This window comes from Asanoa hainanensis (assembly GCF_900188485.1).
Lineage (GTDB): Bacteria > Actinomycetota > Actinomycetes > Mycobacteriales > Micromonosporaceae > Asanoa > Asanoa hainanensis.
In genome coordinates this window covers 53886-70690 of sequence record NZ_FZPH01000005.1, presented here as the reverse complement: position 1 = coordinate 70690, position 16805 = coordinate 53886, and the positions used below count along the sequence as shown (strand labels likewise).

Below are 16805 nucleotides of genomic sequence, written 5' to 3'. Positions count from 1 at the left end.
TGTCGACCCACCCGGTTGTCAACCGGCCCAGCACTCAGTCCGCGAAGGCGAGACCCCGTTCGGCCAGTGCCGCCGCCAGGATGGTGACCGCCTTCGGCCCGACCCCGTGCATCGCCAGCAGGTCGCGGCGGCTGTGCGTGGCGACCTGGGCCAGCGTCGTGATGCCGGCCTGGAGCAGGGCGCTGGTGGCCGGTCGGCCGATCGGGGGGAGGTCACCGATCCGGGCCGGGACGTCGCGCGTACTCATGCGGTCACGGTAGTGGGCCAGTGGCGTTCGAAGACGATTTTGTGGCGGTCGCCGGGCAGGACGTTGACCGCGCACTGCACGGGACGCCCGTCGGCCGTGTAGCCGGTGTCGTAGTGGACCGCGACGGGCGTGCCCGGGCCGAGCGACAGGCGGTGGATCTCCTCCGGGTTGGGCATCCGGACGAAGATCTCGTCGATGGCGTGGTGCTGCGGGTGGCCGAGCTCGGCCAGCACCTGGTCGGTGCCGCGGGGCAGGTAGGCCGGCGACATGATCTCGGAGTCCTTCACCAGGTCGAGCGGGAAGTGCGAGTCGTTGAGGTTGGTCGGCTCGCCGTTGATGAGCCGGACGCGGCGGCGGGCCACGATCGCGTCGCCCGGGTCGAGTCCCAGCCGCTGCGCCAGGTCCGGACCGGCCTGGATCAGCGAGACCTGGATGAGCTGGCTGGGCGTGCGTCCCTCGTCGACGATCTGCTGCGAGAAGCGGTCCATCGCGGGCGTCGCCGGCCGGGGCCGGGACTTCTGCTGGGGCCGGTAGACCATGTGCTCGCGGTCGCGCACGAAGTAGCCGTGCGGCCGCCGGGCGACGATCAGGCCGTCGGTGATCAGGACGCCGAGGCCGTTGCGCACGGTCTGGCGCACGACGCCGAACCGGGCGGCGATGTCGGCCTCCGTCGGCAGCCGGTCGCCGGGCGTCAGCTCGCCGGACCGGATCTGGTCGCGGTAGGTGGCCGCGATGCGCTGGTAGGCGGGTGCCCCCGCGCGCTGTTCCGCTGCCATGCCGCCACCCCTGTCCGTTAGATGTCTAGTCAATGTAGTCCAAGTATTGACGAGCGGTCGAGCGGGCTGTCAGTCTCAATTGTCTAGTCCATCTGGACCATAGGAGCCGCCATGACCGAACTCCGATCCCGTCGTGCCCGGATGGTCGACGACCTGGCCGAGCTGGTGTCCGTGGAGTCGCCGTCGACCGATGGCGCCGCCACGGCCGCCAGTGCCCGGGCGGTCGCCGACCTGGGCACCCGGCTGCTCGGCTCGCCACCGCAGCGGTCCGGCGCGCATCTCGTGTGGCAGCACGGCGCCACCCGGGTCCTGCTGCTCGGCCACCACGACACGGTGTGGCCCCTGGGCACGCTGTCCGCGTGGCCGTTCCGGGTCGACGGCGACCGCGCCACCGGGCCGGGCTGCTTCGACATGAAGGCCGGCCTGGTCCAGCTGTTCCACGCGCTGTCGGCGCTGCCGCGGCTCGACGGCGTCAGCGTAATCGTTAACGCCGACGAGGAGATCGGGTCGCCGACGTCACGGGTCCTCATCGAGCACGCCGCCCGCGGTGCGCACGCCGCCCTGGTGTGCGAGCCCAGCGCCGGCGGCGCGCTGAAGGTCGCCCGCAAGGGCGCCGCCCGCTATCACCTCGCGGTCGCCGGCCGCGCCGCGCACGCCGGCATCGAGCCGGAGTCCGGCGCGAACGCCGGCGTCGAGCTCGCCCACCAGGTGCTGGCGATCGCCGGCCTCGGCCGCGGCGACACCACCGTCACGCCGACGATGCTGACCGCCGGCACGAGCGAGAACAGCGTCCCGGCGGCGGCCCGGGTCGCGATCGACGTGCGCGCGTTCGACGACGCCGAGCTCGAGCGCGTGCACCGGGCGGTGCACGGGCTGCGGCCGGTCGGCGCGGGCACCACGCTCGCGGTGCGCGGGGGTGTGCACCGGCCCGCCATGCCTCCGTCGACGGCGGGCGCCGCCCTGCACCGGCTGACCCGCGACCTGGCCGCCCGCCTCGGTTTGCCCGCCCCGGCGGGCGTCGCGGTCGGCGGCGCCTCCGACGGCAACCTCACCGCGCACCTCGGCGTGCCGACCCTGGACGGCCTCGGCCCGGTCGGCGGCGGCGCGCACGCCGCGTCCGAATGGGTGGACCTGGCCGCGATGGCCGACCGCACCGACCTGCTCGCCGCCCTCGTCGCGCGGCTGGTCGGCGACGATGGCTGACATCGTGCGGTGGGTCGCGGGAGTCCTCGTCGTCCTCTTGGCGTTGCTCGCGCTGCACCTGGTCACCGCGCTGTTCCCACAGTGGCCGCTCTGGCTCTTCGGGCTCCTGGGCGGGATCTTCCTCGTCGCTCTGGTGGGGGCTCAGGCGCGCCCCACCGACCACGCGGGCGACGACGACTTCGAGGCATGATGCGGGGATGGACTACTACCTGCTGGGCGACGGCGTCCTCGTCGAGGAGTTCGTGCGCGCACCGGACCACTCGACGGTGGGCCTGCGCGGCGCGGTCTGGCGGGGGCATTGGTCGGCGTCGTCCGGCCTCGCGCTGCGTGCCGACCCGGAGTCGCTCGCGCGTCTGACGCCCACCGACCGTGCGGGCGGGGAGTCCGCGTACCGGCGGCTCGGTGGTGGGTCCCTGCCCGACGAGGCGGCGCTGCGATCACTCGCCGGCTACGAGCCGTTCCCGACCTCGGCGCCGTTGCGGTTGGGGCCGGCGGAGGCACCGGACGGGTTCCGCGAACGGCGGGTCTACCGGGTGCTGTTCGCGAAGGACCTGGCCATGGATCCGGGTCCGGAGCATAGCCGGCGCATCGGGGACGACCTCGTCAGCTGGACCCTGCGCCGCGTGGGCGGCATCGCTTGGGGCCTCGACGTCACGGTCCTGCTGGCGACGGACGCCGACCACGCCGTCGGGCCGCTGCTGCGCGAGCTGACGGAGACCGTACGCCGGCAGGGTCTGGTGCCCCTGACCACGGAACGCTTCAGCTGACGCGCTATTCGAGGCCCTCCCGGGAGATCGGCGGACCGATCCGGAAGCCGCGGAAGGTGGCCTCCAGGCCGGCCCGCGAGGGTGAGCACGCCATGACGCCGACACTCACGGTGGCGGGCAGGTCGAGGTGGCCCAGCCGCAGCAGCTGCCACGGGCCGTCGCCGCTGCGGCAGTGCACGGCGAGCGCGTCGTCGAAGCGGGTGACCCGCATGGCGACCTCGCCCGGCGGACCGGCGACGGGCGTGACCGAGAGGTCCGAGAACCCGCGGGTGTAGACCGTGCTCACCTGCACAGCGCCCGACGTCACCTCCAGGCCGGTCTTGAGCCAGTTGCGCTCGTCGGCCCGGACCATCATGCCGGCCTGGTCGAACAACGTCGTGTGCCCGGCCGACACGACGACTTCGGCGGTGAAGTCGCCGGTCGCCGGTTGGTGGAAGAAATGGCCGTTGTCGGTGGTCCAGCCGTAGAAGGTCGCGCGCCAGAAGTCCGTCTTCGACTCTGTCACGGCCCGCAGCACGTCGCCGTCCAGCGACCAGTCAGCCGGCTCGTTGAGCCACGTCATGTCCGTCAGCACCGGCCGAGCGTATCGGAGATCCTCTATGCTGTCCGGTGTGGACGAGCTGACCGCATTGGACACGAGCGTCGCGCACTCGGCGCGGCTGTGGAACTACCTGCTCGGCGGCACCGACAACTTCCCCGCGGACCGGGCGGCGGCCGAGCAGGTGCTGGCGTTCCTGCCGGAGCTCGTGCAGTCGGCGCGGTTCAACCGGGAGTTCCTCGGCCGGGCCGTCCGGCACCTGGCCGGCGAGGCCGGGGTGCGCCAGTTTCTCGACCTCGGCAGCGGCCTGCCGACCGCCGCCAACACCCACGAGGTCGCGCAGTCCGTGGCGCCCGACTGCCGGGTCGTCTACGTCGACCACGATCCGATGGTGCTGCTGCACGCCCGGGCGCTGCTGACCAGCGACCCGGCCGGCGCCACCGACTACCTGGAGGCCGACGTCCGCGATCCCGTGTCGGTCCTCGCCGCCGCCGACCGCACGCTCGACTTCGACCGCCCGGTCGCGGTGATGCTGCTGGGCATCCTCAACTTCGTCGTCGACGACGACCAGGCCCGGCAGATCGTGACCGCGCTGACCGCGGCGGTGCCGGTGGGCAGCTACCTGGTCGTCTCGCACCCCACCCGCGAGGTCAACCCCGAGGCGGTCGACCGCGCGGTGGCCATGTGGAACGACAGCGGCGCAGCCCCGATGGCGGTCCGCGACCCGGCCGACCTCGCCCGCTTCTTCGAGGGCTGGCAACTCCTCGAGCCTGGTCTGGTCACCTGCTCGCAATGGCGGCCGGGCGGCAACGACGAGACCCCGGTCTCCGAGTACGCCGCCGTGGCCCGCAAGAGCGCCTGAGCGCTCAGGGAGCGGCACGGGCCAGGCGGGCACAGGCCAGCACGGTCAGGACGGCGCCGACCAGCAGCGCCGCGACGACGCCGCCGGACTCGACGTCGGGTCCACCGTCGACGGCCACCGCGACGGCGTAGAACACGTCGCCGCGGGGTGGCTCCGGCCAGCTCCGCCAGGCCTCGTCGACCGTGAACCAGGTCAGCACGGCCAGCGGCGTCGTGCCCGCCGCGACGATCGCGACGGCGCCGTGCCGCCGCACCGCCCGCCGCACGAGCCAGACGTAGCCGCCGACGACGCACGCCACCTCCACGGCCGCGGTGATCGGGCCGACCAGAGCGACGATCAGCGGCAGCAGCACCAACGCCAGCAACGTGATCGGCACCACGGTCGCGGAGGCCGGGCCCAGGTGGCGCAGCCGCTCGCGCGGGAGCCGGCTGACCGCGCCGACCAGACAGCCGACGGCCAGCACGAGGCAACCCGCCACGGTGGCGTGCCACCAGAACTGCTGCCACTGCCAGCGCGGGTCCCGCACCGACACGAACAGGTCGTCGGTGCCGACCGGCCACCGCCACAGCAGGGCGAGGACGGCAGCGGCGCACAGCGTGAGCGCACCGCTGAGCAGCACGCGGGTCGCCCGGGGCACGCCCGGGTCGCGCAGCGCCGGATGCACCGCGGCCACCCCCAACGCGACGGCCGCACCGACCACCGCCATGTCGACGCTGCCGGCCGTCGCGGCAACGATCGCGACCAGCGCGGCGAGAGCCATCACGACCACGAACCGCAAAGACATCGGCACAGGCTAATGGCTTCTGCCCGCCCGGGCCTGCCGGTCAGGCGGTCTCCAGCGGCGCGGACGACCCACTGGCGAGTGCCTGCTCCACCCGGTCGAAGCCTTGCCGGATCAGCGTGCCGTAGTCGCCGTCGGGCAGGCTGTCGAGCAGGGCCCGCGCCGCATCGAGGTGGTGCGGGGCCACGTCCGCGTGGCCGAGCCGGCGGTGCACGTCGGCCAGGTTGAGGTGCAGGGACGGCAGCATCGCCTGGACCTGCCAGGACGCGTCGTGCTGCCGCGCCCGGTCGTCCGTCAGCACGGCGGCCGCGGCCAGCGCCCGCTCGTCCCAGCACAGCTCGTCCTCGGGGCTCTCCTGGAGGTCAGCCAGGTAGTGCGCGATCGTGCAACGGTGCAGCGGGTCGTCGGCCTGGCCCCAGAGGCGCGTCAGCGCATCCCTCGCCGCTGTCCTCTGCCCGGCCTGCCCCATTCTCACGGCCTCGGCGATGCCGGCCATCACGGTGTCTGTCACGGGGGCAGATCATGGGGCCTCGACCAGGTCGAGGGTCAAACCGACCCTCAGCCGTCGTCGCGGACGACGCAGAACGGGTGGCCGGCCGGGTCGATCAGCACCCGCACGTTGTCCTGGGGTTGGTGGTCGGCGAGCTTCGCTCCCTCGGCCACCGCCTCGGCGACCGCGGCGTCGAGGTCAGCGACCTGGAAGTCGAAGTGCATCATGGGCCGCTGGTCACCGTCGGCGGGCGGCCACACCGGCGGCCGGTAGCCGGTCGCCTGCTGGAACACCACGAAGGGCCCTTCGGGGGCGGTGGCCACGACCGCCGTCCCCGGTTCTTCGTGCACCACGGGCCAGCCGAGCAGCGTCGAGTAGAAGCGTGCCAACGCGGCGGGGTCGGGTGCCTCGACGGCGGTGCCCCACCACATTCCTGGCGTACGAGACAACATCCGGGCACTGTAGACCCGTTCACCGGCGGCGGGCGACGGTCACGCCGTCGCGGACCGGAAGCAGGACGGCCTCCACCCGGTCGTCGGTGGCGATGGTGGCGTTCAGGGAGCGGACGGCCGCCGTCTGCTCGTCGGACCGGTCCGGGTCGAGCACCCGGCCGCCGAGGAACATGTTGTCCAGCACGATCAGGCCGCCGGGACGCAGTCGGGCCACGATCTCGGCGTAGTAGGCGGGGTATTCGGGCTTGTGCGCGTCGACGAACGCGAAGTCGAGGTCGGCGTCGGCGGGCAGGGCGCGCAGGGTCTCGAGGGCCGGCGCCAGACGGAGATCGATGCGGTCGTCGACACCGGCGCGCGCCCAGAACGGGCGCCCGATCGACGTCCACTCCGCGCTCACGTCGCAGGCCAACAGCCGCCCACCCGGTGCCAGGCCGCGCGCGATGCACAGCGTCGAGTAGCCGGTGAAGACGCCGACCTCGACGGCCCGCCGGGCGTTGGTGAGCCGGGTCAGGATGGTCAGCAAGGCGCCCTGGTCGGGTGAGACCTGCATGCGGGCCGTTCCCGGCCGAGTGGTGACGATCCGAACGCCGCGGCAGTTCAAGGCCCTCGGCCACCCTCAGCGGCACCGCCTGTTGACGATGCTGCGCCAGCGACCGGCCACGCTCGGCCAGCTGGCCGCGGCCGTGGGCTCGCCGAAGGGCACGGTCGGCTACCACGTCAAGGTGCTCGTCGACGCCGGCCTCGTCCAGCACAGCGAGACCGAGCACACGATGCTCCGGCATGTGTGGTTGACGCCGGCGCGAGCCCGGGACCTGGTCGCCCGCCTCGAGGCGTGGGGACACGAGCCGGAGGACATCGACGACGACACGGCGACGGCGTACGGCATCCTGCTCAGCGTCTTCCGCGCCGACGTGCCGAAGTTGCCGCGGGAGCCGTGACCGGTCGCCGCGCAGCGCGAAACTCGGTGGCGCGGTCCGCCGGTGCGGTGTTCGCTGGCCGCCATGATCGTTGTTTGCGCGGCGTCGGGTGCGCTGGGTCGGTTGGTGGTCGCGGAACTGGTCGCCCGGGGTTCGCGGGTGGTGGCCGCCGTCCGCGACCCGGCTGTCGACCTGGTGGGTGCCGAGGTCCGGCACGGCGACTACGACGACCCGGTGAGCCTGCGGTCGGCGCTGTCCGGGGCCGAGCGGGTGCTGCTGATCTCCTCGCCCGAGCTCGCCACCGACCGGCGGGTCGCCCAGCACCGCGCGGTGATCGACGCGGCGGTCGCCGAGGGGGTACGCGCCGTCGCGTACACCAGCTTCCTCGGCGCCGACCGGGGCGGTGATCCGATGAACGCGGCGCACCACGAGACCGAGCGGGCGCTCGTCGCCAGCGGGTTGGGCCACACGATCCTGCGGCACCCGTTCTACACCGACGCCTTCGTCAACGCGGCCGTTGTCGGGTCCGGGGTGCTGCTCTCCGCCACCGGCGGGCGCGGCCTCAACACCGCGCTGCGGGCGGACCTGGCCGAGGCCGCGGTGAACGTGCTGACGGACGACAGCCACCTCGGCCGGGCGTACGACCTGACCGGTCCGCCGTGGACCTACCAGCAGCTCGCTGAGGTGCTGCGGGAAGCCGGCCGGCCGGTCGAGCACCGTGACTCTCCGGACGCGGTCCAGGGGCCGATGGGTTTCCTGATGGGGTTGGCCCGGGCCGGCAGGTTGGAACGCCAGACCGACGACCTGCGCCGGGTGCTCGGCCGCGAGCCGGCGACCCTGCGCCAGGTGGTGGAGCGGTTTCTCTAGGCGCGCGATCCGGATAACCCCGGCGTGAAGTGGATCGACGGACGACAGGCCCCGGCCTACAGTCCGTCGGATCTGGGGGAGGGACGCGTCCATGCAGGACCTCGAAGGTGACATGTTGCGGGCGGTGGCCGCGCTCAGCGGTGCGGTCGACTTTCTGCACCGCTACGACCGGCTGCAGGCCGCGCTCCGGATCGAAGCCGGCACGACGCCGTCGGCACTGACCACCACGGCGGAAGACGGCCTCGCGGCCGCGCACCGGGTTCTCGATACCCTCCGCTCACCCAACGGGCGCCCGGTGCGCGCCGAACCCTTCATCCCGGCCCAACGCACCTCCCGCGACCGCCTCGGCGACCCGGGGGAGTAGGAGGCGCTTATCGCCCGCGCAGGGTGGCTGACGGCGACTCGCCGTAGCGTTCGCGGTACGCCGCCGCGAAGCGGCCCAGGTGGCCGAAGCCCCACGCGTGCGCGATCGCGGCCACCGTGTCGCGCCCGGGCACCGGGTGGCGGAGCTCGTCGCGCGCGTAGCCCAGGCGAACGTGTTGCAGGTAGCCCATCGGTGAGAAGCCGACGTGCCGCCGGAAGCCCTCCTGCAGCGAGCGCGCCGAGACCCCGGCGATCCGGGCCAGCTCCGCGGTGGTGAAGGGATGGGTCGGGTCGGCCTCCATCACCTGGATGGCGCGGCGGACCGTGCGCGGGCGGACCGGGGGCGTGTCGGCGGTGAGCGCGTCCGCGTACTGGTGGTCGACCGCGTACAGCAGCCCGCCGAGCAGGCCCTGCGCATAGCGCTCCGCGACCAGCGGCTGGCGCAGCGCGCTGTGCGGGTTGGCGACCTCCGACCGCAGCAGGTTGATCATGCGGGACCAGGTCAGCCCGGCGCCGTGGGTCGTGTCGAAGCTCGCGCCGAACCGGATCGGGCCGCTCACCGGGCGGCCGAGCAGCGCCGCCAGCTCCGCCTCCAGCACCGCGCGGTCGAAGCGGATGCCGAGGCTGCGGCACTCGGCGGACCAGCGGCCGGCGTGCGCGCCGGCCCCGGGCCGGTAGACGGCGGCGCGGCGCGGGCTGGCGACGGTGATCGCGCCCCGGTGCTCGCTGCCGATCGCGCCGGCGATCGGCATGTTGACGTGGTACGCGTCGATCAGGTCGGCGCCGATGGCGACGTCGGCACCGAACTGGATGTCGCCGACGGTGACCGGGCCGAGCCGGACGATGTCGGCCGCGAGGGCCAGGGGCCGGGCGGTGTCGAGCAGGTCCAGGTCGACGTCGTAGTAGAACTCGGCGCAGAAGGCCCGCGCCTCGTCGAGGTCGCTGATGCGGAACGAGTGCGTCTCGATCGGCAACGGATCGCCACGCTGGGTAGTCGGCCCGTGACGCATGACCATGAGCATCGCTCGCGCAGAGTCGCACGTCAATCGGGCGCAGAGCGGGGTTGCCGGTCTAGCTGTTCGGCAACCCCGCGACTCCGCGTGCTGAGCTCAGCTCTCCAGGGTCGACTTCGCCCGGTCCGCGTCGACGAACTCGAGCTCCTCGACCCGGTCGCCCGGTTCCTCGTCGCTCATCCGGGCGATCGCCGCCCGGGACGCCGACCCGGCGGCCCAACCGATCGCCGCGCCGACCGCGGCGGCCGCGATCAGAAGCACCCAGGGGGTGGGCATCCGGCGACCGGCGAGCGCGTCGAACGCGAGACCGGCTCGCCGCCGGGCCTCACCGGCCGCGTCGCCGACGGCGCTCGCCGCGCCACCGACGGCACCGGCCGCACCGCTGACGGTGCTGCCGGCGTCACCGGCCAGGTCGGCGGTGCGCCGTCCCGCGTACCGCGCCGAGTCGACGAAGGCGTGCAGGTGGTCCCAGGCATCGTCACTGATCCGCTCGGCCCTGCTCCGGCGGTCCATGAGGTTGGTTCCGAACATCCCTGCTGTCCTCCTCGGTCGCCGAACCTGCCACTTCGGAGCGTCCGAAGCTTGTTGTGGTGAGTGCCCGCCGGTCGGCGCGCGCAAACCACGGAACGCGACCTGGGTCACAGTGGACGGTCCGCGTCGCCTCACTCAGTGTGACGGGCGCCACGTGCGGTAGGCTGGCTGCGGCCGAATTCGACATGTGTGTTCGGTTCACGCGAGTCGAAGGTCACATATTCCTATTTTTGCCGGCTATGCCGGTTTCGGAATACGAGAAAGGGGAAAGTACGCGGCCGCAAGGCTGGCGACCATGTGATGGATGCGAATACTCTCGGTCGCGGTCCGCGTACTGTCGAAAGGTCCCCTGGATGCGGACCGAGGTTCGAGCTCGGAGGTAGTTGCGTGAGTCTGTCGATCGTGACAACTCGGCGTGCCAACGGAGTCCTCGAGATTGCCCCCCGCGGTGAGATCGACGTCGACTCCGCCCACGAGGTCAAAGAGGCCATTGCCGCTGCGCTGACCGATGACCGCCCCAACCGGATCGAGCTCAACCTCCGGTTGGTGAGCTTCATCGACTCCGTCGGAATCAGTGCGATGGTGGCCGGCTTCCAGACCGCCGAGGTGAGTGGCGTCAAACTGGTGGTCACCGAGCCCAGTCGGTTCGTACACCGCCAACTCTGGGTCACCGGTCTGCTCGGCCTCTTCGGCGCGCCGGAGCCCTATCTCGGCGACCTCAACACGCCGGCGGGGGCTTGACCCTTATAGGCGGTTAAAGCCTTCCCGGCAACTCTTGTCCGGGCTCGTGCGATCCGGCAGAGTCCCGGATCGTGGCGTGTTTGCGGATGGGCACGACCATCCTCCGGCGGTACGTCCTGCTGGCCCCGATCGCGCGTGGCGGGGTGTCGACCGTCTACCACGGCTTCGACAGCCACTCCGCGCGCCCGCTGGCCGTCAAGGTCATCACGCCGGCGCACGCGGACACCGCCGGCCGCGAGGCCGAGCTCACCGAGCGGCTCCGCCATCCGAGCGTTCCCAAGGTGTACGACCACGGGAGGGCGCGGCTGCCGGACGGTTCCGTCGCCCCGTACGTCGTCCTCGAGCTGCTCGACGGCATCGCGCTGGCCGGCCGGCTGGTCGGCGGCGCGCTGCCGTGGCCCGAGGCGGTGCGGATCGCGGCGACCGTCGCGGACGTCCTGGCCGTGGCCCATCGCCGCGGCGTCGTGCACCGCGACGTGTCGGCCCGCAACGTGATGCTGACCCGGGCCGGCGCCAAGATGATCGACTTCGGGCTGGCCGGCCCCGCCGGCGCACCGGGACTGCCCGCCGACGACGTCTTCGCCCTCGGCGCGCTGCTGCTGAGAATGCTCACGGGGTGGCCCGAACAGCACGGCCCGCGCCCCGCGCCGGTGCTGACCGTGCCCGGCCTGCCCCGCGCCGTCGCCGAGCTGTGCCGGGCGGCCATGAGCCGCGCACCGGCCGACCGACCGGGCAGCGCGGACGTCGCCATCGGTCTATGGTCATCGATCATGCCGGCCACCGCTCCGCTGCCCCAAACCCTTCCCGCGCCGGCCCTGCATCGCCTCAACTAGGGGTCTGCCTTGGCGAAGACCGGCTCGTTCACCTACGACCTGCGCGCCGGCTGCACGGTGGCCGATGCGGTGGCGTTGCTCTCCGACTTCAGCCGGCACACCGAGCTCCATCCGTTCATCGTCAAGGTGACCGAGGTGTCGCCAGTGGACGGTGCGGTGCGCAGCTTCGTGATCAACGATCGGTTTCCGCTCGGTCCGTTCCACTTCACGACCACGTACACCGCCGACGTCATGGCGATCAACAGGATCGGCCCACCGGACGCACCGCACGAGCTCGTGACCGAGGTCGTCACCGTCGCCCGCCAGCGGCCCGGCACGACGCTGCGCAACTGGACCAAGATCTACCCGCTGTCCGACGGCGGCTGCCGGATCGACGTGCGGATCACGCTCACCGCGCCGAGCATCCTTTACGGGTACGCGTTCAAGCAGGCGCGGGCGGCCCACCACGCGCTGGCGGAGCGACTGGCGACGGTGCTGGACAACACATCAGGGGGCACGCCGGACGGCGTACCCCCTGATGGTTCTTCGGGACCTCAGTAGACGCTCAGGTGCACGTGGTTGGTGTGGTCGCTGGACGGGTCGCCGCCCGCGCCGCTGTAGGACTTCCAACCACTGCTGGGTAACCAGATCTGCCGGTACCAGATCACGTAGAGCACGGCGAGCCGGTCCGAGTTGCGGATGAAGTAGTTCGCCAGGTTCGTGCCGTACGTCTTGTCGCCACCGGTCGCGTCGCCCTCGAAGCCGTTCTTCGCGGCCGCGAAGTCGCACGCCCGGCCCTTCGGGTGCTCGCCGGAGCCCCCGCTGCGGTAGCACGACACGTAGCGCGTGAAGTTGGCCGCCTTGGCCTGGTTCAGCGCGTGCAGGGTGCGCGGGGTGATGCAGCCGTTGGCCGGGGTCGGGTCGTTGACGCTGCACGACTCGGTCGGGTAGCTGCCGTCGCTGTTGCGCTTGGTGGGTGTGGCGGTGGCACCGCCCGAACCGCCGGTGTTGCTGCCGGTGCCGCCGGACTGGGCCGCCCGCGCCGCGTCGGCCTTCTGCGCTTTGGCCGCGACGTCCAGCGCCCGCTCCGCCTGGTCCTTGCGGGCCTTCATCAACGCCACCTGGCGTTCCTGCTCGCGTACCTCCGTCCGGATCGCCGCCGTGGCCGCGGCCGCCTTCTCCTTCGACTGATCGAGGTCCTGGATCTCGCGCTGCTCGTTGGCGGCGACCATGCCGAGCGCGTTCGCCCGCTCCAGGAAGCGCTCCGGCGAGTCGGCGTTGATTAGTGCGGACATCGGGCCGAGCCGGCCGGTGCGGTACGCCGAGCGGCCGATCTCCGCGACCGTCTCGACGTGCGTGGCCAGGTCCTGCTCGATCGTCCGCAGGGCGGTCTCCTGCTCCTTCTGCTTGCCCTGCGACCGCTTCAGCGCGGTCTGGGCGTCCAGGAAGCCGCGGCTGGCCTTGTCGAGCTGGTCCCGCAGCTCCTCGGTGCCGCCCTCGTCGTACGGGTCCGCGTTGGCCGGCGCCAGCGGACCGACGAGCCCGAGCACCAGCCCGAACATCGCGACCGTGGCAACCCGGATCCATTGTCGTGTCATCTGGGTCGTCCTTCCGTCAGCCGCGACCGGGGTCGGGGTCTGTCGGTCGAAGATCGAGATGGAGGGTACCCACGAATGCCTACGGAGCGGGAGGTCCGTTAAAGAGGCATTGACGTAACTTGCCCGGATTTATTCGGGCAAATGGACGTCGAAGGTCACCAAAGTTAAGGCCGCGCTAAATACAAAGGGTCACCAGCGGGCGGTGTGGCAGTCGCCCGTCGAGGCGACCGGCTCCACCTGGAGCGTCGCGTGCTCGATGCCGAAGCCGTCGTGCAGCGTCTCCCGGGCGGCGGTCAGCACGGTCGCGACCTCGGCGTCGCCCTCGATGCCGAGGTGCGCGGAGGCCACCTCCATGCCCGAGGTCAGCGTCCAGACGTGCAGGTCGTGCACGTCGCACACGCCCGGCACCGCGCCGAGCGAGGAGCGCATCGCGGACACGTCGAGGTGCTCGGGAGCCGCCTGCACCAGGATCCGCAGCGCCTCGCGACCGAGCTTCCAGGTGCGCGGCAGGATGAACAGGCCGACGGCGACCGCGACCAGCGGGTCGACCAGGAACCAGCCGGTGGCCGCGATCACCCCCGCGCCGACCAGCACGCCGACCGAGCCGACCAGGTCGCCGAGCACCTCGAGATAGGCGCCCCGCACGTTGATGCTCTCCTTCGCGCCGCGGCGGAGCAGCGCGAACGCGACGATGTTGGCGACCAGGCCCAGCCCGGCGACGATCAGCATCGGCGTGGTGTTGACCTCGGGTGCGTCGCCGAACCGGCGGACGGCCGCCACGAGCACGTAGATCGCGACCCCGAACAGCAGCACCGCGTTGCCCAGGGCGGCCAGCACCTCCAGGCGGTAGAGGCCGAAGGTGCGCTGCGGGTCCCGCGCGGCCCGCCGGGCGGCGGTGATCGCGGCGAGGGCCATGCCGATGCCGAGGACGTCGGTGAACATGTGCCCGGCGTCCGAGAGCAGCGCGAGCGAGCCGGTGGCGAACGCGGTGATCGCCTCGACGACCATGAAGACCGCGAGCAGGCCGAAGGCGGCCCAGAGCCGCCCGCGGTGCTGAGCGCCCGCGTCGCGTACCCCGTGGTCGTGCCCTGCCCCCACCGGTCCTCCCGTCCGTTGACGCCGCTGCTCACTACAGTCTTATGCAAACATCGCTATGTATGCAAAGGTGACACCGGGAACCATTCCCATTGTCCGCCGGACGGGTCGCTCGTCATGGTTACCGGTGGGGCTCGGCGGGTCCCTGGGGTAGGTGCGGAGACTGACCGAACTGGCTAGCCTTTCCGATCATGGCGGCCTTCGATGCGGACACGGACCTGAGCCACGACCGGGCCTACCGGCTGATGGCGAACACCCCGGTGACGTTGTTCTGGCGCCGGGAGATCCTGGACGACACGACGGCGTGGCTGGCGGCACACGGCTACCAGGTCACGACGCTGGACGCGGCCGGGTGGTGGACCGAGGAGGACCTGCACCGCGCCGTCGCGGCCGCGCTGAGCTTTCCCGACTGCTACGGGCGCAACCTCGCCGCGCTCAACGACTGCATGCGCGACGTCGTCAACCAGCGGTACGGCTGGGCGGCCGGCACCACCGGGCTCGTGCTCGTCCTCACCGGCTACGACGCGTTCGCCAGGCACCGACCCCGCCACGCGCACGTCGTGCTCGACATCATGGCCGACCGCTCGCGCGCCGCCGCGCTGCTCGGCCGCCGCCTGATGTGCCTGGTGCAGAGCGACGACCGACAGATCACCTTCGAACCGGTCGGCGCCACGGCGGTCGGCTGGAACGAGGCCGAATGGCTCGACGCCAGCCGGGCTTCCTAGGCCCGCCGGAAGTCGGCTACGCGCCCTCCGGCGTCAGGCGGACGCGGCGCAACAGTTGCGCGTTGAGCGCCACCACGATCGTCGACGCGGACATCAGCACCGCGCCGATCGCGGGGCTGAGGGTGAGGCCGGCCCAGGCCAGCACGCCGGCCGCCAGCGGGATCGCCACGACGTTGTAGCCCGCCGCCCAGGACAGATTCTGGATCATCTTGCGGTACGCGGCGCGGGACAGCCGGATGACGCCGCTGACCCCGCGCGGGTCGGACGACGCCAGCACCACGCCCGCGGACTCGATCGCCACGTCGGTGCCGGCGCCGATCGCGATGCCGACGTCGGCGCGGGCCAGGGCCGGTGCGTCGTTGACGCCGTCGCCGACCATCGCCACCCGCAGGCCGCGCGCCTGCAGGTCGGCGACCGCGCGGTCCTTGTCGGCCGGCAGCACCTCGGCGAACACCTCGTCGATCCCGGGCCGGAAGCCCAGGTCGGCGGCCACCGCCTCGGCCACCGCGCGCGAGTCTCCGGTGATCATCGCGATCGTCCGTACGCCCTGGTCGCGCAGTTGCGCGATCGCCTCCCGGGCCTCGGGCCGCACCTCGTCCTCCAACGCGAACGCGCCGAGCACCTCGGGTGTCGCGCCCAACCGCAGCAGGTGCAGCACGGCTGCGCCGCGACCGGCCCAGCCGTCCGTCTGCTTGGTCAGCTCGGCCGGCACCGACACCGCCAGCTCGCGGAGCAACGCCGGCCCGCCCACGGCGTACGACGTGCCGTCGATGGTGGCCTGCACACCCCGGCCGGTCAGCGACCGGAAATCGCGAGCCGCGGCCGGGCTGCCGGCCGCCGTCACGATCGCCTTGGCCAGCGGGTGCTCGCTGTCGGCCTCGACGCCGCCGCCGAGCCGCAGCACCTCCTGCTCGGTGACGCCGTCGACGGCAGCCACCCCCGTGACCTTGTGCGCGCCCTTGGTCAGCGTGCCGGTCTTGTCGAACAGCACCGCGTCGACGGTGCGCATCCGCTCCAGCGCGAGCCGGTCCTTGACCAGGATGCCCGCGCGGGCCGACACGGCCGTGGACAGCGCGATGACCAGCGGGATGGCCAGCCCCAGGGCGTGCGGGCAGGCGATCACGAGGACCGTGATCGTGCGGACCACCGAGTCGTCCAGGTTGCCGGCGACCCACCACGCGAAGAAGGTGACCACCGCGACCCCGGCGGCGACGTAGAACAGCGCCGCGGCGAACCGGTCGGCCAGCACCTGCGCGCGGCCGCCGGAGGCCTGCGCCTGTGCGACGAGCCGCTGGATGCCGGCCAGCGCGGTGTCCGCGCCGACGGCGTCGATCCGCACACGGACCGCGGAGTCGGTGACCACCGTGCCGGCCACCACCCGGTCGCCCGGCTCGCGCGGCACCGGCCGGGACTCGCCGGTGATCATGGACTCGTCGACCTCGGCGGTGCCTTCGGTGAGCCGCCCGTCCGCGGGCACCCGGCCGCCCGGTCGCACCAGCACGACGTCGTCGAGCCGCAGCGCCGTCACCGGCACGGTCTCCACCCCGCCGTCGGTGATCCGCTCGGCGTCGTCGGGCAGCAGGGCCGCCAGCGCCGCGAGTGCCCCCTGCGCCTGGCCGATCGCCTTCATCTCCTGCCAGTGGCCGAGCAGCATGATGGTCACCAGCGCGGCGAGCTCCCACCAGAAGTCGAGGTCGAACGCCCCGGCCGCGGTCGCCAGCGAGGCACCGTAGGCCACGGTGATCGCCATCGCGATCAGCAGCATCATGCCGGGCGCCCGGTCGCGGACCTCGCGGACCGCGCCGACCAGGAACGGCCAGCCGCCGTAGAGGAAGACGACCGACGAGAGCACCGGGCCGATCCAGTCGATGCCCGGGAAGTCCAGCGAGTAGCCGAACCAGTCCATCACCATCTCGCTGGTCACGACGATGGGCACGGTCAGGGCCAGGGACAGCCAGAACTTGCGCCGGAACTGTTCCGGATCGTGTCCAGCGTGCTTGTCGTGGTGTGCGTGGTCTGCTGGCATG

The 16805-nt window shown here is 72.4% G+C and carries 23 protein-coding genes; 11 read left to right on the top strand and 12 right to left on the bottom strand.

The features are described 5' to 3' along the window. Positions 1-34 precede the first annotated feature (34 nt). Together CHC05_RS14265 and CHC05_RS14260 are read right to left on the bottom strand one after the other, a co-directional pair. Entirely contained in the window at positions 35-247 is a 213-nt protein-coding gene (locus CHC05_RS14265) for a helix-hairpin-helix domain-containing protein (RefSeq protein WP_089248830.1), read from the bottom strand. Further along, positions 244-1023, bottom strand: a complete 780-nt coding sequence (locus tag CHC05_RS14260; RefSeq protein WP_089248827.1) for a GntR family transcriptional regulator — start codon at positions 1021-1023, stop codon at positions 244-246. The genes CHC05_RS14265 and CHC05_RS14260 overlap by 4 nt, the downstream gene beginning before the upstream one ends. 111 nt (positions 1024-1134) lie before the next feature. Between CHC05_RS14260 and CHC05_RS14255 the strand changes: the two genes are divergently transcribed. Genes CHC05_RS14255 through CHC05_RS14245 form a run of 3 tightly spaced genes read left to right on the top strand, consistent with a single transcriptional unit; the run spans position 1135 to position 2993 of the window. Beyond that, positions 1135-2226 (top strand): M20 family metallopeptidase, encoded by a 1092-nt coding sequence (locus CHC05_RS14255; protein ID WP_089248825.1) that lies wholly within the window; start codon positions 1135-1137, stop codon positions 2224-2226. After that, complete coding sequence (locus CHC05_RS14250; protein ID WP_089248823.1) at positions 2219-2416, top strand: hypothetical protein; 198 nt, start codon at positions 2219-2221, stop codon at positions 2414-2416. The genes CHC05_RS14255 and CHC05_RS14250 overlap by 8 nt, the downstream gene beginning before the upstream one ends. Before the next feature lie 7 nt (positions 2417-2423). Then, the gene (locus tag CHC05_RS14245) at positions 2424-2993 is read left to right on the top strand and encodes a hypothetical protein (RefSeq protein ID WP_089248821.1); all 570 of its coding nucleotides are present in this window, start codon (positions 2424-2426) and stop codon (positions 2991-2993) included. Between the two features lie 4 nt (positions 2994-2997). On the opposite strand, the gene CHC05_RS14240 is transcribed toward CHC05_RS14245, so the two are convergent. Further along, entirely contained in the window at positions 2998-3567 is a 570-nt protein-coding gene (locus CHC05_RS14240; RefSeq protein ID WP_089248819.1) for a DUF1349 domain-containing protein, read from the bottom strand. On the opposite strand from CHC05_RS14240, the gene CHC05_RS14235 reads away from it, so the two are divergent. Then, positions 3542-4393: an SAM-dependent methyltransferase gene (locus tag CHC05_RS14235; RefSeq protein WP_425426748.1), complete on the top strand. Its 852-nt coding sequence runs from the start codon at positions 3542-3544 to the stop codon at positions 4391-4393. The genes CHC05_RS14240 and CHC05_RS14235 overlap by 26 nt on opposite strands. A gap of 4 nt (positions 4394-4397) precedes the next feature. Here the strand turns inward: CHC05_RS14235 and CHC05_RS14230 are convergent, their stop codons facing one another. The 4 genes from CHC05_RS14230 to CHC05_RS14215 all read right to left on the bottom strand — a co-directional run bounded on the left by CHC05_RS14230 (position 4398) and on the right by CHC05_RS14215 (position 6666). Next, entirely contained in the window at positions 4398-5177 is a 780-nt protein-coding gene (locus tag CHC05_RS14230; protein WP_144022588.1) for a hypothetical protein, read from the bottom strand. Between the two features lie 40 nt (positions 5178-5217). Further along, positions 5218-5670, bottom strand: a complete 453-nt coding sequence (locus tag CHC05_RS14225; RefSeq protein WP_089249498.1) for a hypothetical protein — start codon at positions 5668-5670, stop codon at positions 5218-5220. Positions 5671-5732: 62 nt separating this feature from the next. Further along, entirely contained in the window at positions 5733-6116 is a 384-nt protein-coding gene (locus tag CHC05_RS14220; protein WP_218824540.1) for a VOC family protein, read from the bottom strand. A gap of 19 nt (positions 6117-6135) precedes the next feature. Then, positions 6136-6666 carry an O-methyltransferase gene (locus CHC05_RS14215; RefSeq protein WP_089248811.1) on the bottom strand — a complete coding sequence of 177 codons (531 nt, stop codon included), beginning with the start codon at positions 6664-6666 and terminating at the stop codon, positions 6136-6138. On the opposite strand from CHC05_RS14215, the gene CHC05_RS14210 reads away from it, so the two are divergent. From CHC05_RS14210 to CHC05_RS14200, 3 genes are all read left to right on the top strand, one after another. Next, entirely contained in the window at positions 6665-7054 is a 390-nt protein-coding gene (locus CHC05_RS14210; RefSeq protein ID WP_179266181.1) for an ArsR/SmtB family transcription factor, read from the top strand. The genes CHC05_RS14215 and CHC05_RS14210 overlap by 2 nt on opposite strands. A gap of 63 nt (positions 7055-7117) precedes the next feature. Continuing rightward, the gene (locus CHC05_RS14205; protein WP_089248807.1) at positions 7118-7900 is read left to right on the top strand and encodes an NAD(P)H-binding protein; all 783 of its coding nucleotides are present in this window, start codon (positions 7118-7120) and stop codon (positions 7898-7900) included. A gap of 91 nt (positions 7901-7991) precedes the next feature. After that, positions 7992-8264: a hypothetical protein gene (locus CHC05_RS14200; RefSeq protein ID WP_089248805.1), complete on the top strand. Its 273-nt coding sequence runs from the start codon at positions 7992-7994 to the stop codon at positions 8262-8264. Between the two features lie 7 nt (positions 8265-8271). On the opposite strand, the gene CHC05_RS14195 is transcribed toward CHC05_RS14200, so the two are convergent. Together CHC05_RS14195 and CHC05_RS14190 are read right to left on the bottom strand one after the other, a co-directional pair. Next, positions 8272-9273, bottom strand: coding sequence for an AraC family transcriptional regulator (locus CHC05_RS14195; protein WP_179266180.1), 1002 nt, complete (start codon positions 9271-9273; stop codon positions 8272-8274). Between the two features lie 99 nt (positions 9274-9372). Then, positions 9373-9807: a hypothetical protein gene (locus tag CHC05_RS14190; protein ID WP_089248801.1), complete on the bottom strand. Its 435-nt coding sequence runs from the start codon at positions 9805-9807 to the stop codon at positions 9373-9375. Between the two features lie 387 nt (positions 9808-10194). Between CHC05_RS14190 and CHC05_RS14185 the strand changes: the two genes are divergently transcribed. The 3 genes from CHC05_RS14185 to CHC05_RS14175 all read left to right on the top strand — a co-directional run bounded on the left by CHC05_RS14185 (position 10195) and on the right by CHC05_RS14175 (position 11921). After that, the gene (locus tag CHC05_RS14185) at positions 10195-10548 is read left to right on the top strand and encodes an STAS domain-containing protein (protein ID WP_089248800.1); all 354 of its coding nucleotides are present in this window, start codon (positions 10195-10197) and stop codon (positions 10546-10548) included. 86 nt (positions 10549-10634) lie between these two features. Continuing rightward, complete coding sequence (locus CHC05_RS14180) at positions 10635-11381, top strand: serine/threonine-protein kinase (protein WP_089248798.1); 747 nt, start codon at positions 10635-10637, stop codon at positions 11379-11381. 9 nt (positions 11382-11390) lie between these two features. Continuing rightward, complete coding sequence (locus CHC05_RS14175; RefSeq protein ID WP_179266179.1) at positions 11391-11921, top strand: SRPBCC family protein; 531 nt, start codon at positions 11391-11393, stop codon at positions 11919-11921. On the opposite strand, the gene CHC05_RS14170 is transcribed toward CHC05_RS14175, so the two are convergent. Both CHC05_RS14170 and CHC05_RS14165 read right to left on the bottom strand, forming a co-directional pair. After that, the gene (locus CHC05_RS14170) at positions 11915-12958 is read right to left on the bottom strand and encodes a coiled-coil domain-containing protein (RefSeq protein WP_089248796.1); all 1044 of its coding nucleotides are present in this window, start codon (positions 12956-12958) and stop codon (positions 11915-11917) included. The two genes, CHC05_RS14175 and CHC05_RS14170, sit on opposite strands and share 7 nt — an antisense overlap. 189 nt (positions 12959-13147) lie before the next feature. Next, positions 13148-14056 carry a cation diffusion facilitator family transporter gene (locus CHC05_RS14165; protein WP_089248794.1) on the bottom strand — a complete coding sequence of 303 codons (909 nt, stop codon included), beginning with the start codon at positions 14054-14056 and terminating at the stop codon, positions 13148-13150. A 188-nt stretch (positions 14057-14244) separates the two neighbouring features. Here CHC05_RS14165 and CHC05_RS14160 point away from each other — a divergent pair, with 188 nt between their 5' ends. Further along, positions 14245-14778, top strand: a complete 534-nt coding sequence (locus tag CHC05_RS14160; RefSeq protein WP_089248792.1) for a barstar family protein — start codon at positions 14245-14247, stop codon at positions 14776-14778. Positions 14779-14794: 16 nt separating this feature from the next. On the opposite strand, the gene CHC05_RS14155 is transcribed toward CHC05_RS14160, so the two are convergent. Continuing rightward, a complete protein-coding gene (locus CHC05_RS14155; protein WP_089248790.1) occupies positions 14795-16804 on the bottom strand; it encodes a copper-translocating P-type ATPase in 2010 nt (669 codons plus the stop codon). Position 16805 lies beyond the last annotated feature (1 nt).

Bases quoted from the DNA above. Each gene is read 5' to 3' on its own strand.
- CHC05_RS14155 (WP_089248790.1), bottom strand. From the start codon at position 16,804: ATGCCAGCAGACCACGCACACCACGACAAGCACGCTGGACACGATCCG.
- CHC05_RS14180 (WP_089248798.1), top strand. From the start codon at position 10,635: ATGGGCACGACCATCCTCCGGCGGTACGTCCTGCTGGCCCCGATCGCG.
- CHC05_RS14205 (WP_089248807.1), top strand. From the start codon at position 7,118: ATGATCGTTGTTTGCGCGGCGTCGGGTGCGCTGGGTCGGTTGGTGGTC.
- CHC05_RS14220 (WP_218824540.1), bottom strand. From the start codon at position 6,116: ATGTTGTCTCGTACGCCAGGAATGTGGTGGGGCACCGCCGTCGAGGCA.
- CHC05_RS14265 (WP_089248830.1), bottom strand. From the start codon at position 247: ATGAGTACGCGCGACGTCCCGGCCCGGATCGGTGACCTCCCCCCGATC.
- CHC05_RS14225 (WP_089249498.1), bottom strand. From the start codon at position 5,670: ATGGCCGGCATCGCCGAGGCCGTGAGAATGGGGCAGGCCGGGCAGAGG.
- CHC05_RS14210 (WP_179266181.1), top strand. From the start codon at position 6,665: ATGCGGGCCGTTCCCGGCCGAGTGGTGACGATCCGAACGCCGCGGCAG.
- CHC05_RS14255 (WP_089248825.1), top strand. From the start codon at position 1,135: ATGACCGAACTCCGATCCCGTCGTGCCCGGATGGTCGACGACCTGGCC.
- CHC05_RS14195 (WP_179266180.1), bottom strand. From the start codon at position 9,273: ATGCGTCACGGGCCGACTACCCAGCGTGGCGATCCGTTGCCGATCGAG.
- CHC05_RS14200 (WP_089248805.1), top strand. From the start codon at position 7,992: ATGCAGGACCTCGAAGGTGACATGTTGCGGGCGGTGGCCGCGCTCAGC.
- CHC05_RS14230 (WP_144022588.1), bottom strand. From the start codon at position 5,177: ATGTCTTTGCGGTTCGTGGTCGTGATGGCTCTCGCCGCGCTGGTCGCG.
- CHC05_RS14160 (WP_089248792.1), top strand. From the start codon at position 14,245: ATGGCGGCCTTCGATGCGGACACGGACCTGAGCCACGACCGGGCCTAC.
- CHC05_RS14250 (WP_089248823.1), top strand. From the start codon at position 2,219: ATGGCTGACATCGTGCGGTGGGTCGCGGGAGTCCTCGTCGTCCTCTTG.
- CHC05_RS14190 (WP_089248801.1), bottom strand. From the start codon at position 9,807: ATGTTCGGAACCAACCTCATGGACCGCCGGAGCAGGGCCGAGCGGATC.
- CHC05_RS14170 (WP_089248796.1), bottom strand. From the start codon at position 12,958: ATGACACGACAATGGATCCGGGTTGCCACGGTCGCGATGTTCGGGCTG.
- CHC05_RS14215 (WP_089248811.1), bottom strand. From the start codon at position 6,666: ATGCAGGTCTCACCCGACCAGGGCGCCTTGCTGACCATCCTGACCCGG.
- CHC05_RS14245 (WP_089248821.1), top strand. From the start codon at position 2,424: ATGGACTACTACCTGCTGGGCGACGGCGTCCTCGTCGAGGAGTTCGTG.
- CHC05_RS14260 (WP_089248827.1), bottom strand. From the start codon at position 1,023: ATGGCAGCGGAACAGCGCGCGGGGGCACCCGCCTACCAGCGCATCGCG.